General features: G+C 45.0%; 20 protein-coding genes. 4 read left to right on the forward strand and 16 right to left on the reverse strand.

The features are described from left to right. Positions 1–164: 164 nt before the first annotated feature. From ACYTPF_RS01435 to ACYTPF_RS01445, 3 genes are all read left to right on the forward strand, one after another. The gene (locus tag ACYTPF_RS01435; RefSeq protein WP_461850938.1) at positions 165–1985 is read left to right on the forward strand and encodes a M2 family metallopeptidase; all 1821 of its coding nucleotides are present in this window, start codon (positions 165–167) and stop codon (positions 1983–1985) included. Between the two features lie 162 nt (positions 1986–2147). Continuing rightward, positions 2148–5102, forward strand: coding sequence for a ligand-binding sensor domain-containing diguanylate cyclase (locus ACYTPF_RS01440; protein ID WP_461850939.1), 2955 nt, complete (start codon positions 2148–2150; stop codon positions 5100–5102). A 185-nt stretch (positions 5103–5287) separates the two neighbouring features. Then, positions 5288–5920 carry an SDR family oxidoreductase gene (locus ACYTPF_RS01445; RefSeq protein WP_461850940.1) on the forward strand — a complete coding sequence of 211 codons (633 nt, stop codon included), beginning with the start codon at positions 5288–5290 and terminating at the stop codon, positions 5918–5920. Positions 5921–5988: 68 nt separating this feature from the next. Here the strand turns inward: ACYTPF_RS01445 and ACYTPF_RS01450 are convergent, their stop codons facing one another. The 14 genes from ACYTPF_RS01450 to yceD form a co-directional block, all read right to left on the reverse strand. Further along, on the reverse strand, positions 5989–6546 hold the full coding sequence (locus tag ACYTPF_RS01450) for a pyridoxamine 5'-phosphate oxidase family protein (protein ID WP_461850941.1): 558 nt from the start codon (positions 6544–6546) through the stop codon (positions 5989–5991). 34 nt (positions 6547–6580) lie between these two features. Continuing rightward, on the reverse strand, positions 6581–7360 hold the full coding sequence (locus tag ACYTPF_RS01455; protein ID WP_179983194.1) for a TatD family hydrolase: 780 nt from the start codon (positions 7358–7360) through the stop codon (positions 6581–6583). A gap of 59 nt (positions 7361–7419) precedes the next feature. Next, the gene (gene holB / locus ACYTPF_RS01460; protein ID WP_461850942.1) at positions 7420–8307 is read right to left on the reverse strand and encodes a DNA polymerase III subunit delta'; all 888 of its coding nucleotides are present in this window, start codon (positions 8305–8307) and stop codon (positions 7420–7422) included. Beyond that, positions 8307–8996 carry a dTMP kinase gene (gene tmk, locus ACYTPF_RS01465; RefSeq protein WP_461850943.1) on the reverse strand — a complete coding sequence of 230 codons (690 nt, stop codon included), beginning with the start codon at positions 8994–8996 and terminating at the stop codon, positions 8307–8309. Before tmk ends, holB begins: the two co-directional genes overlap by 1 nt. An 81-nt stretch (positions 8997–9077) precedes the next feature. Further along, positions 9078–10097 (reverse strand): endolytic transglycosylase MltG, encoded by a 1020-nt coding sequence (gene mltG / locus ACYTPF_RS01470; RefSeq protein ID WP_461850944.1) that lies wholly within the window; start codon positions 10095–10097, stop codon positions 9078–9080. 209 nt (positions 10098–10306) lie between these two features. Beyond that, a complete protein-coding gene (gene pabC, locus ACYTPF_RS01475) occupies positions 10307–11164 on the reverse strand; it encodes an aminodeoxychorismate lyase (protein WP_461850945.1) in 858 nt (285 codons plus the stop codon). Positions 11165–11397: 233 nt separating this feature from the next. Next, positions 11398–12636 (reverse strand): beta-ketoacyl-ACP synthase II, encoded by a 1239-nt coding sequence (fabF, locus tag ACYTPF_RS01480; protein ID WP_461850946.1) that lies wholly within the window; start codon positions 12634–12636, stop codon positions 11398–11400. 80 nt (positions 12637–12716) lie between these two features. After that, positions 12717–12956, reverse strand: coding sequence for an acyl carrier protein (gene acpP, locus ACYTPF_RS01485; RefSeq protein ID WP_012518211.1), 240 nt, complete (start codon positions 12954–12956; stop codon positions 12717–12719). A gap of 199 nt (positions 12957–13155) precedes the next feature. Further along, positions 13156–13896, reverse strand: a complete 741-nt coding sequence (gene fabG / locus ACYTPF_RS01490; RefSeq protein ID WP_461850947.1) for a 3-oxoacyl-ACP reductase FabG — start codon at positions 13894–13896, stop codon at positions 13156–13158. Positions 13897–13905: 9 nt separating this feature from the next. Next, complete coding sequence (fabD, locus tag ACYTPF_RS01495) at positions 13906–14835, reverse strand: ACP S-malonyltransferase (RefSeq protein ID WP_014949213.1); 930 nt, start codon at positions 14833–14835, stop codon at positions 13906–13908. 85 nt (positions 14836–14920) lie between these two features. Then, positions 14921–15886 (reverse strand): beta-ketoacyl-ACP synthase III, encoded by a 966-nt coding sequence (locus tag ACYTPF_RS01500; protein WP_071814538.1) that lies wholly within the window; start codon positions 15884–15886, stop codon positions 14921–14923. Next, positions 15883–16908, reverse strand: coding sequence for a phosphate acyltransferase PlsX (plsX, locus tag ACYTPF_RS01505; protein ID WP_136781267.1), 1026 nt, complete (start codon positions 16906–16908; stop codon positions 15883–15885). Before plsX ends, ACYTPF_RS01500 begins: the two co-directional genes overlap by 4 nt. Positions 16909–16923: 15 nt before the next feature. Continuing rightward, positions 16924–17094 carry a 50S ribosomal protein L32 gene (rpmF, locus tag ACYTPF_RS01510; RefSeq protein WP_012518206.1) on the reverse strand — a complete coding sequence of 57 codons (171 nt, stop codon included), beginning with the start codon at positions 17092–17094 and terminating at the stop codon, positions 16924–16926. Between the two features lie 3 nt (positions 17095–17097). After that, positions 17098–17631, reverse strand: coding sequence for a 23S rRNA accumulation protein YceD (gene yceD / locus ACYTPF_RS01515; RefSeq protein ID WP_014976324.1), 534 nt, complete (start codon positions 17629–17631; stop codon positions 17098–17100). 153 nt (positions 17632–17784) lie between these two features. On the opposite strand from yceD, the gene ACYTPF_RS01520 reads away from it, so the two are divergent. Then, a complete protein-coding gene (locus tag ACYTPF_RS01520; protein WP_461850948.1) occupies positions 17785–18405 on the forward strand; it encodes a Maf family protein in 621 nt (206 codons plus the stop codon). A gap of 52 nt (positions 18406–18457) precedes the next feature. On the opposite strand, the gene ACYTPF_RS01525 is transcribed toward ACYTPF_RS01520, so the two are convergent. Both ACYTPF_RS01525 and rluC read right to left on the reverse strand, forming a co-directional pair. Then, complete coding sequence (locus ACYTPF_RS01525; RefSeq protein WP_461850949.1) at positions 18458–19165, reverse strand: HAD-IA family hydrolase; 708 nt, start codon at positions 19163–19165, stop codon at positions 18458–18460. A gap of 3 nt (positions 19166–19168) precedes the next feature. Next, positions 19169–20110 (reverse strand): 23S rRNA pseudouridine(955/2504/2580) synthase RluC, encoded by a 942-nt coding sequence (gene rluC, locus ACYTPF_RS01530; RefSeq protein WP_461851523.1) that lies wholly within the window; start codon positions 20108–20110, stop codon positions 19169–19171. Between the last annotated feature and the right edge of the window lie 47 nt (positions 20111–20157).

The raw sequence follows: 20157 nt of genomic DNA on the forward strand, positions 1-20157 counted from the left end.
TCCAAGAGCACTTCTTAGTACTCTTTTTGCTTGCCATTACTGGCTTCCGTGCATGTGAGCAACTTAAATTTGTTTTACAAAAGCTGCATAGCGATACACAATGCTACCCCATGTCTATGTGAACGTCGATTCACTTTAAAAACACAATAATTAAAGGACAAAGTATGCTTAATCATAAACGTACTCTAATAGCCGCATTGGTAAGCGTATCGCTTATGGGATGTGGCGAGAGTACTACTCAGACAGAAACTAAACCCGAACTTACTGCGCAAGACGCGAAACAATTCTTACAGCAAGCGCAGGATGATATTGCGAAAATGCAGGTGCCGGCTGCTCATGCACAGTGGAGCTATGCTACCAATATCAATTTTGATACCGCTGCGGTTAGCGCCTATTTTAGTGAAGTGCTATCAACAAAAGTGGCAAAGTTAGCAAAAGAAGCGGCTAAATTTAATGACGTAGACGTTGATGCAAATACCCGCAGACAACTTGATTTGCTCAAAAACAGCTTAACTATGCCTCCACCGGCAGATACTCAAAAGGCAGAGCGTTTAGCCAAAATAGGGTCAGAACTTAGCGCCATGTATGGGTCGGGTGAATACTGCAGCGATGAAGGTAACTGTAAGAGCTTAGTTGAAATGAGTGCAGAAATGGCCACGCTGCGCGACGCTGATAAACTGCTGGAGTATTGGACGGGCTGGCGCGAAGTTTCTAAACCCATGGCACCGCTTTATGCTGAACAAGTATCTCTTGCTAACGAAGGTGCGGCGGAACTTGGGTTTGAAAATGTGAGTGCACTATGGCGTGGTAAATATGACATGCCAGCAGACGACTTCCCAAAAGAATTGGACCGTTTGTGGACACAGGTTGAGCCTTTCTACGAATCTCTTCATTGCCATGTCCGTGCTAAACTTGGTGAGCATTACGGTGAAGATGTAGTACCGCAAGACCAGCCTATTCCGGCCCATCTTTTGGGTAACATGTGGGCGCAGTCATGGGGAAACATCTACGACATCGTTAAGCCTCAACAAGAAATGAAGGTTCCTGACGTAACGAGTGCACTCGCCGCACAAGGGTATGACGAAGTAGCCATGGTTAAGCAGGCTGAGTCATTCTTTTCTTCACTTGGCTTTGAAGAACTGCCAGAGACTTTTTGGGAACGTTCAATGTTTCAAAAGCCTGAAGGTCGTGACGTGCAGTGTCACGCTTCCGCATGGGATTTGGATGACAAAGACGATCTTCGCATAAAAATGTGTATTCAAAAGACTGGTGAAGAATTTAACGTCATTCACCATGAATTGGGCCATAACTATTATCAACGTGCCTATAAAGATCAGCCTCTGCTTTACCGTGGCTCAGCAAACGACGGTTTTCATGAAGCCATTGGCGATACAATAGCCCTGTCAATTACGCCTAAGTACCTTAAGCAAATTGATTTGATAGATGAAATCCCTGACGAATCAAATGATATCGGTATGCTGATGCAGGTAGCGCTTGATAAAATTGCCTTTATTCCTTTTGGTTTGATGGTTGACCAATGGCGTTGGAAGGTCATGTCTGGTGAGGTTACACCTGAACAATATAATCAGCTTTGGTGGGAATTAAGAGAAAAGTATCAGGGTGTAATGGCGCCTGTTGAACGCAGTGCTGATGCCTTCGACCCTGGAGCAAAATATCATGTTCCAGCTAATGTACCTTATACGCGCTACTTCCTTGCACATATTCTTCAGTTCCAATTCCACAAAGCACTGTGTGATATTGCCGGTGATGAAGGCCCGTTGAACCGCTGCTCTATTTACGGCAGTGAAGAAGCAGGTAAAGCGCTTAACGAGATGTTAGAAATGGGAATGAGCCAACCTTGGCAGCATGCCCTAGAGGCACTAACAGGCTCACCCCAAATGGATGCCAGCACCATTGCCGATTACTTTGCACCACTCAAAAACTGGCTGGATGAGCAAAACGCAACACGCCAGTGCGGTTGGTAATGCTTCTATAAAAATTAAATCGCAGCACTATTGCTAACATTTCTAAGTAATTAAGCCCCGTTAAAATGGGGCTTTTTTGTACGATTTAAACTTTTGTTCTATTGAAAGTCCTCGGCATTAGCGTAACTTACACCTATGAACAATCCTTAATGTTGCAATGATATGCGCCGCCCTTCAGCCTGCCTCTTCTTTATCCTCGCTTTATTGGTTAGCTGGAACCTTTCTGCACACGCTCAAATTGGGGCCCCCGCTTTTAATACATTCGACATGGAAAGCGGCATTACCCACGTCACCGTTTCTGACGTCGCAGAAGATAAATACGGTTTTTTGTGGTTAGCATCCCAGTCAGGTATAGATAAATTTGATGGTTATACCTTTAGAAATTTTGGAATGTGGGGCAATGATGAATCTTCAGGCCTTCAAACACTTAGTGTTCTGCAATTAGAAGCAAGCTTAGACGGTCAGTTTATTTGGGTTGGTACGTTTAGTGGCTTGAGTCGCTTGAATGTCGACACTGAAAAATTTATTCATTACGCCCTTCCCGTTTCTTCGTCATTCGACAAGCAGATTATCAATAGGCTGAAAACCACCTATGACGGCATGCTGTGGATAATATCTGAACGAAATTTGTATCGATACCACGAGAAAACCGACAGCATAGAGTTAGTCAGCTATCTTCCTGATACCACGAGTACACTTACCGATGTAGAGCTCATTGGCAATACGCTTTATGTAACCTCTACTTCAGGTCTCTATAAGCTCGACCCTTTTAAAGGCTCGCTAGAATTAGTTGCTTACAAGGGTGTGAACTTCACTCGCCTTGTCGCTGCCGAGCGTTCAAGATTTTGGTTAGGGACTTCTACTTATGGTATTTGCTTGTTTAACCCCAATGCAGAACCTGAGGTCATTACCAAACAGTGTACCAGTGAAGCACAGGGACTGTCGGATAACTCGGTTACGGATATTTTACTTCAACGCAATGGTGACGTTTGGGTAGCAACTGAACGAGGCTTAAACCTTTTAACAGCGCATAGCCCATACACAGTGTTACGCTTTCCTATAAGTGACAAAGATTCAGGAGACGAGCGCGTTTCAAGTCTATATCAAACAAACTCCGGCCTAGTGGTCGTCGGAACCAAAGACGACGGCTTTGCGATAAGCAACCCTGAGCTAAGCAACTTTTACACTACCGAAGTGGGAAATGGCCGTATTGTAGGCTCGATGACCGAATACAAGGGTAATAAAGTATGGCTAACCAACGAAAAAGGGCTATGGATTTACGATACCGTCAATAAAGCTTACCAGGGGCCATTTACGTCAGATAGCGCTCGAACAACCGACGATAGTGCAAGCGATAAACTAACGAGTGTTTATTACGATAAACATAGCGATACGCTCTGGGTTTCCACACGCAGTGGGCTGGCAAAATTAAATAATGAAACAAAACAGCTTGAAATTGTGGCGTTACAGGGTAAATCTGGCTACAGCGTAAACATGGATGCTCAGGGTGATATCTGGTTCGGGGGTTATAGCGACGGTGTATTTGTTTATCGCCCGTCTGAGGGGCGTGTTATCAAGCAGTGGCCCCTCTCCCTCACTACTCGCATCCTTTTTGAAAATAACGAAAGTGCATGGCTGAGCACGGTTACAGGCTTACACTTTGCTAATAAACTTACTGGTGAGCTGACGAGCATTAGTGACTACACAGACAAAATGACAGACAGCACAGTGGTGACGTGGATTTCGCGTTCGAAACGCGGTGGCTATTGGGTAGGAACACAAGCGGATGGCTTATTTTTTGTCACAAAAAATAACGATGATTTATCTTCTATCAACGTTAACCAAATAAAGCCAGAGAGTAGACTGAGTAAGGTTTCAATTGGTGCCATTGTCGAAGATGATGAATATGGCTTGTGGATTTCAACAATAGTAGGCATTTCTTATTTAGCGCCCGATCTCGATACACTTTATTACTATGGCGCAGAGAATGGTGCCCTCTCTACTGGGTACTACATTGGCTCTGTAGCCACTACGGAAAATAACACTATTCTTTTTGGCGGCGCTGAAGGGCTCACTCAGTTTAACCCCTCTGACGTTACCAACGTTAAATGGTCTCCTGACGTACACCTTACTAAAGTAGAAACAGTAAATCGAGATCAGAACAATGGCACTAGCGTTCAACAGCGCCTCAATTTAGGGGAAAAGATAGAACTTACCCATAATAATATTGCCCTTTCCATTGAGTTTGCAGCAACTGATTACATGAATGCCAATGAACTGCGCTACGCTTACAAGCTGGTAGATTTCGAAAATAGCTGGCGATTTACCGATTACAAAGCACGAGTGGCGACCTATACGAATTTAGAGCCCGGACACTACCGTTTTACAGTAAAAGCGATAAACCAAGAAAACGTCTGGAGCAGCGATGAGGCCCAACTCGAAATTATTGTCATACCGCCATGGTGGGATAAGCCTGTTTGGCGTGGTGTACTGTTACTCTCTATCTTATTGTTCATTACTTCGGTAGTTTGGCTGAGAATTTCGGCTCTAAAAGCACGTTCAGCAGAGCTCTCACTGAAAGTAGAAGAAAAAACGCGAGATCTTGAAGCCATGGTTGAGAAGTTGACGCTTTTATCTTCTCAAGACTCGTTAACTGGGCTTAAAAACAGACGCTATTTTACCGAACGAGCCAAAGCACAATGGCACGAATTTAAACGGCACAACCGAGCTTTTTCATTACTAATCGTTGATATCGACTTTTTTAAAAAAATTAACGACGAGTATGGCCACCACGTAGGCGATGCCGTTTTGGTTAAAATAGCTAACACCCTGGAGAATAACCTACGGGAAAGTGATGTTATTGCTCGCTGGGGTGGAGAAGAGTTTTTGATATTGTTGCCTTCACTAAATATACAAGAGGCGTATTGGGTCGCTGAAAAGTTACGTAAAAGTGTAGCGGAACAAGTTGTCGAGGCACCGCCGCATTCGGTCAGTGTTACCATCACATGCGGTGTCGCAGATATAAAAGACTATGACAGTGTAGATGCCTGTATTCACGCTGTAGATAAAAAACTCTACGTAGGTAAAGAGTCTGGTCGAAACGCCGTTGTGAAATAGCGGTAGCCTTGCGTCGGCTCAACACCTTACATCTGACTCATAACGGTAATTGCCCTCACTTACCAATTTATGCAGCCAACCTCTTTAGCATGGCATTCCATCGCAGTTAATGATCGCATTTTGCGATTGCTTACTATGCAACCTTGTATCGATAAATATTTTTCAATTACAAGGAGTATAGCATTATGGCTAATGTATTAGTGATTGGCGCTTCAGGACAAATTGGCAAACAAGCTACCGTCAAACTTTTAGATGCGGGACATAAGGTTTTAGCACCGGTGAGAAGTCCTGACAAACTATCTGACATACAAAATGATAATCTTAGTGTTGTAGAGCAAGATCTCGAGAAGGATTTTTCTTCGCACTTTGAAGGAATTGATGTGGCGGTATTCACCGCTGGCTCAGGGGGCAATACAGGCGCTGACAAAACCCTTATGATTGACCTATGGGCCGCACGGAACGCGGTAAATTATGCTAAAGCGGCAGGTACATCTAAATTCATTATGGTAAGTTCCATCGGCGCAGGCGACCCTGATAGCGTAGATTCAGCAATTAAGCCTTACTTAGTTGCCAAGCATATGGCTGACGAGCACTTAATTAACAGTGGTTTGCATCATATTATTTTACGCCCGGGTACTTTACAGAATGAACCAGGTACTCATTTAGTGCGCACTGACATGCCAAGCAATAAAGATGATGCGGTAATCCCTAGAGAGGATGTGGCAACAGCTATTGTTGAGAGTGTTGCAAAAGAAGGGAGTGAGAATACGATTACTTACCTGTTTAAAGGCGACACGCCTATCTCGCAAGTTTTATAGCACTTAAATCCCCTCCCCTGTTTTGTGTGATCACTACAGCGGGAGGGATACTATTATGCAAAAGCATCTTAGGGGATTAGAGCTTGGCTCACCCAGTTACCATTGGCGTCTTTTTGATGCCATTCTCGGCTTTGTGGGTTGCCTCTTAAATTTAGGTAATCTACGCTCTCAATAGCCAGTAATATCACACAGAAATGAGGCGGCACTTCATCGAAATCGCCTTCTATTTGAAGCGCTGTGCCATCATTACGAGGCGTACCCGGCACGCCCCATAGAAATTGCTTTTTCCCCGCGTCCGACAACTTATTCCAGTGCTGTTCAACTAAGTCAACATCCTGACTCGCAGTGATTATTGTAGCGAGGCAAGAGAAACGGTATTGCTCTCTGCTTTTAGAAAAATACCAACATACCTGTGCTTGAGCGTTTTGCTCTAGCTGGCTGTACTTTTCTGTTCGGGTATCAGAGATAACAACTAGCTGATTTTCGTCGGTCATCCCTCTAAATACTACAGTTCGGCAAAACGGAGTACCGCTGCCATCGACCGTGGCTAACTGAAAATATCGACTTTCGGGCATACTGCGGGTTTGGTGTAGACTTTTTGTCAATCCCTGTCGCCATTGGGGCATACCCACCTCCTCATGTAAGCCAACTGCTTTTTTGTTACGCTGCTTTCTTATCAGCTAAAGAAAACAATGTGTAAAAGTTGCGCGTAGTGATATCGGCAAGCTCTTTTACCGATACACCTTTGAGTTCTGCGATAAACTCAGCTACTTCTACTACATAGCCTGGTTGGTTTTGCTTACCGCGATGAGGTACAGGTGCAAGCCAGGGAGAGTCAGTCTCAATTAACAACCGCTCTAAAGGTATAGCTTTCACCACGTTGCGTAGTTCATCAGCAGAGTTGAAAGTCACAATGCCAGAAATAGAGATGTAGAAGTCCATTTCTATAGCGGCCTGTGCCATCTCTAATGACTCAGTAAAACAATGTAAAACGCCTTTGGTATGCGCAGCTTTGTGTTCACGGAGCAAGTTAATGGTGTCTTCTCTCGCATCCCGCGTGTGAATAATAAGTGGCTTTCTGGTTTCGTTAGCAACTTTAATGTGATCTACAAAAGAGGTAAGCTGAATATCTTTGCTTTCCGGGCTGTAAAAATAGTCCAGCCCTGTTTCTCCTATCGCGACGACTTCTTCACGCTGCGCCTTTTCTAGAAGTTCCTCATAACTACACGCTTCGTCTTGATGCAGCGGGTGCACACCACAAGATACTGAAACGTCATCAAACTGGCTAACTGCGTCTAACATGCTGTCGTAATCGCCGACCGATACGCACACGCAAAGAAAGTGCTCTACACCTCGTGTTCTAGCAAAATTTAACGTTTCAGCCAGCTCTTCTGGCCCTTGCTTCAGTCGGTCTAAGTGACAATGAGAATCTACGAACAAACTACACCTGTATTAATAAATTGCTTTCAGACAAAAGGAACTCAAACCTTTTTTGTCTGTTAACGTTGAAACTGTTTTAACAACCCAAAGAGTACCATCGACTTATTCACCCCAGCATGTTCAAGCGTTTTTACTGCCTCTACACACGCTATATAGCGTTCAAAGTCGACGGCCTGTTGACGTTTTATGTATTCGTCATGGGCCATTTGTTGGCACCACAATGCGATTTGCTGCGCATTGCTCTGCCACTTATTTGCAAGTGCTTGCACCTGCGTGTTGGCATCACCTGCTAAAAGCGCTTGTATACCATCACTGAAATTGCGATAACTAATATCTTCGTCACCAGATAGCGCTTCTTCCACGCGAAGTGGTGCATAACCATAGGCCGCCAGTAATGCTTCGCTAGCATCTTCTACGCCTTTAGCCTTAAGGTAGTTCAAACTTTCTGGTACAGACGGAAGCGCAAGTATCTGTCGTTCACACCGGCTCAATATGGTTGGCATGATCTTGTTGATACTGTCAGTAATCAGCAGTAAGAAAGTATTATCTGTGGGCTCTTCTAAGGTTTTCAATAGCGCATTAGCCGCCGCCTCTGTCATGGTGTCGGCTCGGGGGATCAGCAACACTTTGTTTCCCCCCATTTGCGCAGTACCAGAGAGCTTGGCAATGCCTTCGCGAATTTTGTCAACGCCAAGCTGCTTTTCACTTTCTAAAACATGAAAGTCTGGGTGATTACCCGCCAGTCTTAGGTGACAGCTTTGACATTGTTCGCACGGTCCATCGGTGCCAGGTTGCTTGCACAATAACGCGTAGCTTAAGCCCACTGCGAGTTGATTTTTACCGATGCCCTTTGGCCCTGTCAGCAGTAGACCATGGTGCAGTTTTTTAGCCATATATCGGTTAAGCAAAGTCGAAAAAGTTGCAACGAACCAGGGCAGCATTTGCATTACCCTCTCTCCTGCTGGCTATCGTTTTGCACTGAGCGGCTACTTTCACTTACAGTACCAGTGTATTCATTGCTGGCCACATAATCGGTGATAGTGGCAATAACATCTTGGTGAACCTTTTCCATAGGCTGCATTGCGCTAATTACTACTATCGATTCATCTTGCTCGGCTAACGCCAAGTATTTAGCACGGGTACGCTCGAAAAAGGCGAGCCCGGCTTGCTCAATGCGGTCAAGTTCGCCACGTCCGCGAGCCCGCTCTAGCCCTACCGCTGGCTCAACGTCTAGGTATAGGGTTAAATCTGGCTTAAACCCTTTTAGTGCAATATTGCTAATGGCGGACATGGTTGCTTCACTTACACCTCGCCCCCCTCCTTGATAGGCTTGTGAGGATAAATCGTGTCTATCTCCTACTACCCATGCTCCTGCGTCGAGTGATGGAAATATTTTATTAGTAAGCAGTTGCACGCGAGCGGCGTACATAAGAAGCAGCTCAGTTTCTTCACTAACGGCTTCATCCCAGTCGTGCTTTACACATTCTCGTATGGCTTCCGCCATAGGTGTACCACCTGGTTCACGAGTCTGCTCAACGCGCTTTCCAGCATCTTTTAATGCTTGAACAATTAGCCCTATTACAGAGCTTTTTCCTGCCCCTTCAAGGCCTTCAACTACAATAAATTTTCCGCGCATTACTTTTCAAACTCTGTTTTCATTTAGCTATAACCTACTGGCTAGGTAACTGCTACGCACTATGTAGCTGTAACAGCAGGGTTATCGTTTTAACTGGTATTTTCGCACAGCTGCATTGTGTTCAGCTAGCGAGGTAGAGAATTGATGGCTTCCGTCACCTTTCGCTACAAAATATAAAGCATCTGTGGATAGCGGGTGTAACGCCGCATGAATCGCCGCCTTGCCAGCCATGGATATTGGCGTTGGCGGTAACCCCTTAATAACGTAAGTGTTATAAGGCGTAGCCGTTCGAAGGTGTTTACGCGTAATATTTCCGTCGAATGTGGGGCCAATACCATAAATCACCGTCGGGTCGGTTTGAAGGCGCATGTTTTTGTTGAGTCTATTAACAAAAACCCCGGAAATCATGTCCCGTTCTTCAGGTACTGCCGTTTCTTTTTCGATTATACTCGCCAAAATAAGTGCTTCATAAGGTGTAGTTAATGGAAGATCCGTTTCCCGTTTTTCCCACTCAAGAGAGACAAACTCAATAAGCGCATGGTGAGCACGCTTCAATAATTCACTGGCTGTTGTACCTTTAGTAAAAAAGTAAGTATCAGCCAAATACACCCCTTCGGTCTGAGATACCTGTTCGCAGCACCAATCAACACCGTTACCTTGGGTTAACTGTCCTAATTTGTCGTCGTCTAAATCGAAAACAAGATTGGGATTTTGCTTAAGAGTTTCAATCCATTGAGAGAGGGTTAGCCCTTCAACTAAGCTTACTGCAAAGAAATGCTCGTCACCTTGAGTAAAAAGCGTAAATACATCCACTAATGACTGACCAGGGCGTAACATGTATGTACCCGATTTAACCGACGTGCTGCCTGCAAAAAATTTAAGCCACACTTTTGCCACAAACGGTGGCACATCAGTTATTTCTGCTTCGCGCAAAAACTTCACCGTGCGATAAGCATTACTACCGCTTTTTATGGTAAATAAAGTTTCATTTTCTAGCGTTAATTCAGAAGTGACCTTTCCAGACACGTACATAACGCCACATGCAGCACCAATCACTGCAACCATAATAAGGGACAGTAAAGTAATAACAGCCCGCTTCATACTTGGGCTTCCCTTTTGTACATTGTTTTATTTTCCATTCTACTTCGTTCTACGACTAATTCTTCAAATCACTTAAGAATGCATTCGCCCTTTTGTATGCATCTATAATGTCAATTTGAGCGCTAGCTAGTTTCGCTGGCTACCTTTACTTATTATCACTCGCTTTTTTACCGTGCACTTTTTACTGCCAGCTTTTCACTGTGCACTTTTTACTGCCCACTTTTCATTGCACTAGTAAGACGTGCCTTTAGGCAAGCAACTGCATCGCTTTTAACGTCAAAATTAACCACAGAAAAATCAGTCATTCTTACTTGTTTCACCGGCATTACTCCCATCAACGCATTGGTAATTACCACTGCGCTGGCTTTTCGTAAAAAAGAAAGGTCGTAATTCCCAACGTGAAGTACACTGTTATCGTTTAACAGCGAATCAATAAGACACTGCCTTACAACACCATTTACCCCGCTACCCTTTAGAGAGGGGGTATACCATTCGTCATCAAGATAAAAAAACAGATTACCTGCACTAGCCTCTATAATGCTATCCTGGGTGTCGCAAACGATAGCGTCGTGAGCTCCAGCTTCATCTACTTCATGTTTTACAAGTACTTGCTCGAGCCTATTCATATGCTTAACGCCAGCAAGCAGTGGCTGGATAGCTAGCCTGGTTTGAGCACATATAGCCGTAACCCCGTCATCAGCAAGACTATCGTAATGACTCGGGTACGCGTGCTGACTAAATCTTATTAATGGTTCACTGTCTTCACTACGCGCGTAGCCTCTACCCGCTTGACCACCAGAAACGTGAACTTTTAACACATACTTTGTCGATGCGTTCCCTTCTGAGGCTTTCTTTATTTCTTCAACCTGTTCAGCGATTGCGGCTTCGAGAGTATCAATATCGATATCCAGTTTGATGGCAGCGGTATCGTGCTCTAAACGTGATAAATGGTAAGGCAGTAATTCTACTTTGTGTTCGTTGACCATTAAGGTGGTAAACACACCATCTCCGTAATTAAACGCCCTATCACTTGATGAAATAGGCGTAGCGCTGGGAATAATTATCACTGCCTACTCTTGTTCGCCGTTACTATCTTTGAGGGAAGTATACCAACTTGCATTGGTCAAACAACTTATAGCTGTGACCAATTGTTTGACTCCCCAATAAAGAAAGCCAGACATGAACAATCTTCGATGTTACATTTGTTCATATAAACAACAAAAGGCAGCCGAAGCTGCCTTTTGACTTTACGTGAAGTTCACTTAATCAGTGATGCTTACGCTATATTAGTTACGCTATATTAGATACGCTTAAATATCAATGAGCCGTTCGTACCGCCAAACCCGAATGAGTTACACAGCGCGTAGTCTTCATTGAATGCTTTGGCTTTGTGTGCAACAAAGTCTAAGTCGCAGCCTTCACCTGGTTCATCCAAGTTAATGGTTGGCGGCGCCATTTTGTCACGTAGTGCCAAAATAGTGAAAATTGCCTCAACCGAACCGGCAGCACCCAGTAAGTGACCTGTCATTGACTTGGTAGAGCTAACAAGTAATTTGTGAGCGTGGTCGTTAAATACACGTTTTACCGCAGCCACTTCAGCGATGTCACCTGCAGGCGTAGACGTACCATGGGCATTAACATAGCCGATGTCGCTTGCGTCCATCTTGGCATCGTTTATTGCGTTTTGCATAGACGCGGCAGCACCTTCACCATCTTCAGGTGGTGAAGTCATATGGTATGCATCACCGCTCATGCCAAAACCAACGAGCTCAGCATAGATAGTAGCGCCACGAGCCTTAGCAGCTTCGTATTCTTCCAGCATTACCACGCCAGCGCCCTCACCCATGACAAAACCATCACGGTCTTTATCCCATGGGCGGCTTGCTGCCTGTGGATCGTCATTACGAGACGACAACGCACGAGCTGCGGCAAAGCCTGCCATCCCTAACGGCGTGATAGACGCTTCGGCGCCACCGGCCAACATGGCGTCAGCATCACCATAAGCAATGGTTCTTGCGGCAATACCTATGTTGTGAACGCCTGTCGTACACGCAGTCACAACGTTTAAATTCGGTCCTTTCAACCCTTCCATGATAGACAAAAAGCCTGAAATCATGTTGGTTATAGTTGAAGGTACAAAGAACGGCGATACGCGTTTAGGTCCACTATTTGTCAGTTTTAAATGGTTTTGTTCAATTTGCTCTAAACCACCAATACCTGAACCAATAGCCACACCTACGCGATGCGCATTATCTTGTGAAACAGTTAAACCAGAATCGACCAAAGCTTGTTTGCCTGCTGCAATACCCAATTGGATAAAGCGGTCCATCTTCTTGGTTTCTTTCTTTTCAATGTATTCCTGCGGATCAAAATCGTTAATTTGACCTGCGAAACGGGTTGAATAGTTACTACAATCGAAATGGGTGATTTCACCAATGCCGCTTTCGCCCGCGAGCAGTTTGCGCCATGTGTCTTCGCTATTAAGACCTAATGGTGAAAGCATTCCAAGACCAGTAACCACTACGCGACGTTTTGTCACAAAAAGCCCTCGCTTTGGAACTAAGGTAGGAGATACAAAAACGGCTCTGTAAGAAGAGCCGCTTTGTCGCTACTTAAGACTTAAGCGTCTTTGTTAGCGTTGATGTAGTCAATTGCAGACTGAACAGTAGTAATTTTTTCTGCTTCTTCGTCAGGAATTTCAGTGTCGAATTCTTCTTCCAAAGCCATCACTAGCTCAACAGTGTCAAGTGAATCAGCGCCTAAATCGTCAACGAATGAAGCTTCTGCTTTTACTTCTTCTTCTTTCACGCCAAGTTGTTCAACGATGATTTTCTTAACGCGTTCTTCAATGTTACTCATAATTCTAGGTTTCCCTTAAACGTCACTAGATAATAAAAGTGCCGCTAGTTTATTTTGCAAGGTGCATCCTTGCAAGCACCAGTTTAAACAAATTTTCTGGTCAAACCAGCGACATTCGAAATTCGTAAAATACTATTTTTACATCCAAGTTCGGGTAAATACCACCCCAAACTAGGGAAAATTCGCAATTTTTGCGAATTTACCCCATATACATACCACCATTTACGTGGATGGTTTCGCCTGTAATATAGGCTGCACCATCGCTCACTAAAAAGGCAACAGTGGCTGCAATTTCATCAGGCGCACCTAAGCGGTTCGCCGGAATGTCTTTGAAAATGGCTTCTTTTTGGTCATCGGTCAGTGCTTTTGTCATATCGGTATCGATAAAACCAGGTGCCACAACGTTGATTGTAATACCACGAGAAGCTACTTCACGAGCCATCGATTTAGAAAAACCAATAACCCCTGCTTTCGCTGCAGCATAGTTTGCTTGGCCAGCATTGCCCACACTACCCACTACAGAACCGATATTTACAATGCGACCACAACGCTTCTTCATCATACCGCGAAGTACCGCTTTTGACATTGTAAAAATAGAGGTTAAGTTAGTGTCGATAATATCCTGCCACTCGTCATCTTTCATGCGCATTAGCAGATTATCACGTGTAATACCTGCATTATTGACCAAGATATCAATGCTACCAAAAGCTTCGTTAATTGCTTTTAATGTTGTATCAACGCTTTCTTTGTCGGTGACATTTAGCGCAAAGCCCTTGCCGCCAAACTCAGAAAGATAGTCGCTGATTGTTTGCGCACCGTTTTCACTAGTTGCAGTACCGATAACCGTAGCACCTTGCTGAGCAAGCTGCGTGGCAATCGCTTTGCCTATACCTCGGCTTGCGCCGGTAACAAGCGCAATTTTACCGTCTAATTGACTCATTGCGTTTCCTTATTGTTTTAATGCTTCAACACCATCAGGTGTATTAACTGCAAGAGATTCTAGGCTCTTGTCGATACGTTTGTTCAATCCGGTAAGTACTTTACCAGGACCTACTTCAATAACGCGCTCAACACCCGCTGCCGCCAAGTATTCAACAGTACGCGTCCATTGAACGGGGCAATAAAGCTGTCTCACTAACGCGTTCTTGATTGCATCACCTTGGGTTTCAATAGTGACATCAACATTATTCACGATATTGATTGCAGGCTCATTAACGTTCAATGACGATAACGCGTCTTCTAACTTGTCTGCTGCAGGACGCATTAACTCACAGTGTGAAGGAACGCTCACCGCAAGAGGAAGTGCGCGCTTAGCGCCCGCTTCTTTACACGCATTAGCAGCTTGCTCGGCGGCGTTCTTTTCCCCTGCAATAACCACTTGGCCTGGAGAGTTAAAGTTAACTGGTGCAACCACATCGCCTGTAGCAATAGCAGTTTGCTGACAAATATCAGCAATGGCGGCATCGTCTAATCCGATAATGGCATACATGGCACCTGCACCTGCTGGTACAGCTTCTTGCATATATTTACCACGGGCTTCCACAAGCTTGATAGCATCAGCAAAATCCATGGCGCCGCCACATACTAATGCTGAGTACTCACCAAGGCTGTGACCCGCTAGGTAATCTACATCGATGCCCTGCTCGCGAATAACACGCCAAATTGCTACGCTAGCAGCAAGCAACGCTGGCTGCGTAATATGGGTTTCGTTAAGTTTACCGTCTGTATCATTTTGGACTAAATCCCACAGGTCGTAGCCGAGCGCGTCAGAGGCTTCTTTAAACGTTGCTTCGATAATCGGAGAAGTTTCAGCAAGTTCCTTTAGCATACCTACGCTTTGAGAACCTTGTCCTGGAAATACACAGGCTGTCTTTGTCATGTCGATTCCTTATTATTTTTAATTTACTAGAAACGAGAAAACGTCGAAGTTGGAATGCCCTATAACAGGGCAAATCTCAGAAGGGCTAATAGCGAACAAGCGCTGACGCCCAAGCAAATCCGCCTCCGAATGCTTCTAGTAATAAATGCTGTCCGCGTTGAATGCGGCCGTCTCTGATAGCGGTATCAAGCGCTGTTGGCACGGTAGCAGCAGAGGTATTGCCATACTGCTCTAACGTAAGCACAACTTGATCAAGAGACATATTTAGCTTTTTAGCTGTCGCTTTAATAATTCTAAAGTTTGCTTGGTGAGGTACTAACCAGTCAAGATCAGATTTTTGCATACCGTTCGCAGCAAGTGTTTGTTCAACCACTTCTGAAAGCTTGGTTACCGCAACTTTAAAGACTTCGTTACCGCGCATTACACCCCAGTTTTCGTGAACTGACTGCTCATCACCACGGGTTGGATTACCTACGTACAACAAGTCGCCGTATGAACCTGCGGCATGAATATGTGTAGATAAAATACCAGGTTCATCACTGGCTTCTATAATGGTCGCACCTGCTGCATCACCAAACAGAATGACCATAGTTCTGTCTTCTGGGTCTATTAGACGGCTTAGGCAGTCGGTTCCGATCACAAGAATGCGTTTAGCCATTCCCGATTTGATGTACTGGTCGGCTACGCTTAACGCATAACAATAGCCTGCGCATGCAGCAGCCACGTCAAATGCTGGAATACCGTCTAAATCAAGAATGCGTTGAATTTCACATGCTGTGCTTGGAAGCGCATAGCGACCACTCGTGGTAGCGCACACAATCATGTCGATAGATTTCGGGTCAATGCCAGCCATTTCGATGGCTTTTTTACTGGCTTCTGCCCCCATGGTAGCAGCGGTTTCATCTGCTCCAATAATGCGTCGCTCTTTTATCCCGGTACGGTCAGTGATCCATTCGTCACTGGTGTCCACCATTTGCTCTAAATCTGCGTTTGTACGCACGTCGCTGGGATAATAGCTACCTGTTCCTATAAAGCGTGAATATTTGCTCAAAGCTGCTCCAACAATACCGTTTCTATCTTTGTCTTTATCTTTTCAGGCAAATGCATTTTTGCTTCTTTCATTGCTTGCACGATGGCGTAATAAAAGGCGTCTTTTTGTGCATTTCCGTGACTCTTGATAACAATGCCGCGCAATCCTATCAGACTCGCACCGTTATACTGGTCGGGGTTCACGCTGTTATAGATAGATTTCAGTAATGGGAAGGCAATTTTTGCTAATAATCGGGTATAAAAGTTTTTCTGAGACTGGCGTTTTACTTCGTTTATCACTAACTTAGCCAGCCCTTCGCTCGATTTAAGCGCCACGTTTCCGGTAAAACCGTCTGTAACCACCACATCGGCATGATCGGTGAAAATGTCGTCACCTTCAACGTAGCCAATATAGTTTATGCCTGGCGCGTCTTTAAAAAGCTGGTCGGCAGATTTTACCTGAGCGTTACCTTTAATATCTTCTTCGCCAACGTTCAATAAGGCAACCCGTGGCGATGCTATGCCCGCGACTTCTTGTGCAAGCACTGAACCCATAACACCGTACTGGAAAAGAATTTCAGGCGTACAGTTCACGTTAGCGCCTAAATCTAAAAGAAATACGTTATGGTGCCCTGTTGTAGGCATCATATTAATGAGTGCGGGCCTATCAATACCTGATAAGGTTTTAAGCAAATAGAATGATAAGGTAAGCAGTGCACCGGTATTACCTGCGCTTACGCACGCGTTTGCCTCGCCACTTTCGACAAGTTCAATAACGCGACGCATAGAAGAATCTTTTTTGTTTCGTAGCGCTGACGTTGGCGCTTCGCCCATCTCAACCACTTGTGAGCAATGCACAATAGTAACGCGGTTGCGTTCAGTGTTGGTAAGGGGCTGTATACCTGCTTTGATGGTATCTTCATCACCGCATAGCGTGAAGTGCACGTCTGGGTGAAGTTGAATAGCCTTTACGGCTGCGGGAAGGATAACAGGGGGACCATGATCGCCCCCCATGATATCTAACGCGATGGTTAGTTTAGACAAAATGTAGTCGCCGTATTACGCGCCGATTACTTTCTTGCCTTTGTAATAACCGTCAGCGGTCACGTGGTGACGACGGTGAGTTTCGCCCGACGTTGAATCGACAGACAAAGTCGCGCCTGTCAATGCATCGTGTGAGCGACGCATACCGCGCTTAGAACGCGTTTTACGATTTTGTTGTACTGCCATAACTTACTCCTGGTCTCGCTTAAGTTCTTTCAAAACCGCGAAAGGGTTTTGTCGCTCTTGTTCCGGTTCAATCTTTCCAAACGACATATCGTCTTGCTTCACTGTACACTCCGACTCTGCATGAAGGGGCACAATTGGCAAAGATAACAGTAGCTCGTCTTCAAAAATTTGAAGCAGATTAACTTCTCCGTGGTCGTTGACCTCTACCGGTTCGTAAGCCTCGGGAATGATGTCATCGCTTTCCTGTTCTTCTCCCTGCACTGGAGTAAAACAGAATTCCGCTTCCACGGGATAATCGAGTTCACCATTACACCTTTGACAGATAAGTGTTACCTGCGTGGCTAGATGGCCGTGAAAGACAGTAAGACCCTGCGCGTCTTTTTCGAACTGTACTTCTGCGTCCACATAGTCATTGCATCGGACAACTGCTTCACTCAATCGTTCCATATCTTTAGACGCAATCACGCCCCGGTAATCGGAACGTTTCATGGCACTTTTAGTCGGTTCAACCGAATGAGGGAGTTTCACTTTCTGCATAGGGCGCGCATGATATAGGGTCAACCCCTTCCTGTCAAAGCAAAATTGCGTTTTAACCTATAATAAAACACTGTATGTCGCACGCTGTGATAATGTAACATTGCGCTATTAACTGAAAGTACGCAACATGTTGATTTTATAAAAGGAGTAATTGTGGCCTCCCTTGTTCTCGCCTCATCATCCCAATACCGAAAAATGTTACTTGCCAACATTGGTATTCAGGTAGACACCCACGCACCAGATATTGACGAAACGCCCTTTGCAAACGAAAGTCCTACGGCATTGAGTTTACGTTTGGCCGAACAAAAGGCGCACAAGGTTGCCGCTGAATTAGAAAGAGTAAATAGCGACACCATTATTATTGGTAGCGACCAAGTGGCTTTGGTACAAACCGATGCGGGCCCGCAGCTACTCGGCAAACCAGGTACGGTCGAAAATGCAGTAAACCAGCTACTGGCATGCCAAGGTAAGCAAGTGTCATTTTATACTGCACTTTGCCTTTATCAGCCTAGCTCCAATAAAACGATAACACAGGTAGATGAAACACGCGTTTTCTTTCGCCATAACAGTGAAGCTGCCATTCGCGCCTATGTAGATAAAGAGCAACCACTTGATTGCGCCGGCAGTTTTAAAAGCGAAGGTTTGGGCGTATTACTGTTCGATAAAATACAAAGCCGTGACCCTAACAGTTTAATAGGTCTTCCGATAATGCTGCTAAATGAATTACTGGGCGTACACTTCGATGTGGATTTATTAGCAATGGCTGCACAGTAAGCCACTAATTCTGTAAGAGCAGCACTATCAAAGTAGTTCTATAAAAACAGCGCTATTTAAGTAGCGCTGTTTCTAGTTCACTTATAGAGTGCACAAGTGCCACAGGTAACAACGCTTCTAAATGAACCTGCGCATGCACACCGTATGACACCCCTATTCTATCCATACCAATCGTTTTCGCCATTTGCATGTCGTAGGTTGTGTCGCCAATCATCACTGCATCTTCGATTTCAAAGCCCAGTTCATCAAGTAACTGCAGCAGCATGTCGGGCGAAGGCTTTGATTCTGCCTCGTCGGCGGTGCGTGACGCACTGAAAAACCTGCCCGTTTCAGTTTGTAACCAAGCTCGGTCAAGTCCGCGGCGCGCTTTTCCCGTCGCCACGGCCAGTGTACATCCTGCTTTTTTCAAATTAGCGAGTAACTGTTCCACGCCGTTAAATAATGGGCACGGTGTTATATCTCGAGTAACAAACGCTTCTTTATATGCAGCGACTAAACGTTCAGCTAATTCATCTTCTTCAATTTTAAAAAGTTGCTTGATGGCGGGCTTTAAACTTATGCCAATAATGTGGCCTACTTCATCGTAGGTAGGAACAGGCATATCACACTGCTTTGCGGCAAGCTGCATGCAGCTAACAATTTTTGCCGCCGAATCCATGAGCGTGCCATCCCAATCAAAGATAACAAGTTTGTACTTAGGTAGTTTTTCATCTAACGAAGTGAAAGGCTGTGTTTCCACAGCCTGGTTCTTTGAATGCATAAATTACAGCGCTTTAAGTGTATTTGAGAGAGTGTCGTCCAAGGGTGCAGTAAAAGTCACCCGCTCTTCTGTCGCAGGATGTATAAGTGAAATACTGCGAGCGTGAAGGAAAAGTCTATTCAGCCCTTTCTGGCGCATTGCCGCGTCAAAATCTGCATCTCCGTACTTAGGGTCACAAGCAATGGGATGACCCGCATGTAAGCAGTGAACGCGAATTTGGTGAGTTCTGCCTGTAATAGGCGATGCCTCAACTAGGGTAGCTCCTGCGTACTCTTCTAATATGCGATAGCGCGTTTCAGACGGCTTACCATCATCACTTACACTTACCATGCGCTCGCCCGATTGGAGTACATTCTTACGAAGTGGTACTTTTACTTTAAATCGGCTTTTAGGCCATTCGCCTGCAACCAGCGCATTATAACGCTTGTCCATTTTACCCGTGCGAAGTTGCTCGTGCATGTGTCGAAGGGCAGAACGCTTCTTAGCGATTAAAATGCAGCCCGACGTGTCACGGTCTAATCGGTGTACCAATTCCATAAATTTGGCATCGGGACGCAAGGCTCTTAAGCCTTCGATTAAACCAAAACTCAAGCCACTTCCTCCGTGAACTGCCATTCCCGATGGCTTGTTGATAACAAGTATACGATCGTCTTCGAAAAGAATGTGCGACTCAAGCGCTGCAATTTTATCGAGCTTAGGTGATGGCGCAGGTGCACCTTCCGACACGCGAACCGGTGGAATTCTGATTAAATCGTCGGCTTGTAACTTGTATTCAGGCTTAACACGACCTTTATTCACCCGCACTTCACCTTTGCGTAAAATGCGATAGATCATACTTTTAGGCACGCCTTTTAACTGCGTACGCAAAAAGTTATCGATACGTTGACCAGCCAAATCGGCTTCAACCGTTACAAAACGTACTTTTTTGGGGGCTTCTTCTTTCATGCCCAGAGTATACCTCATTGGTATTTCTCTGGGCTAATTGAAAGTGA

The sequence above is a fragment of the Alteromonas sp. HB246098 genome, assembly GCF_054890645.1.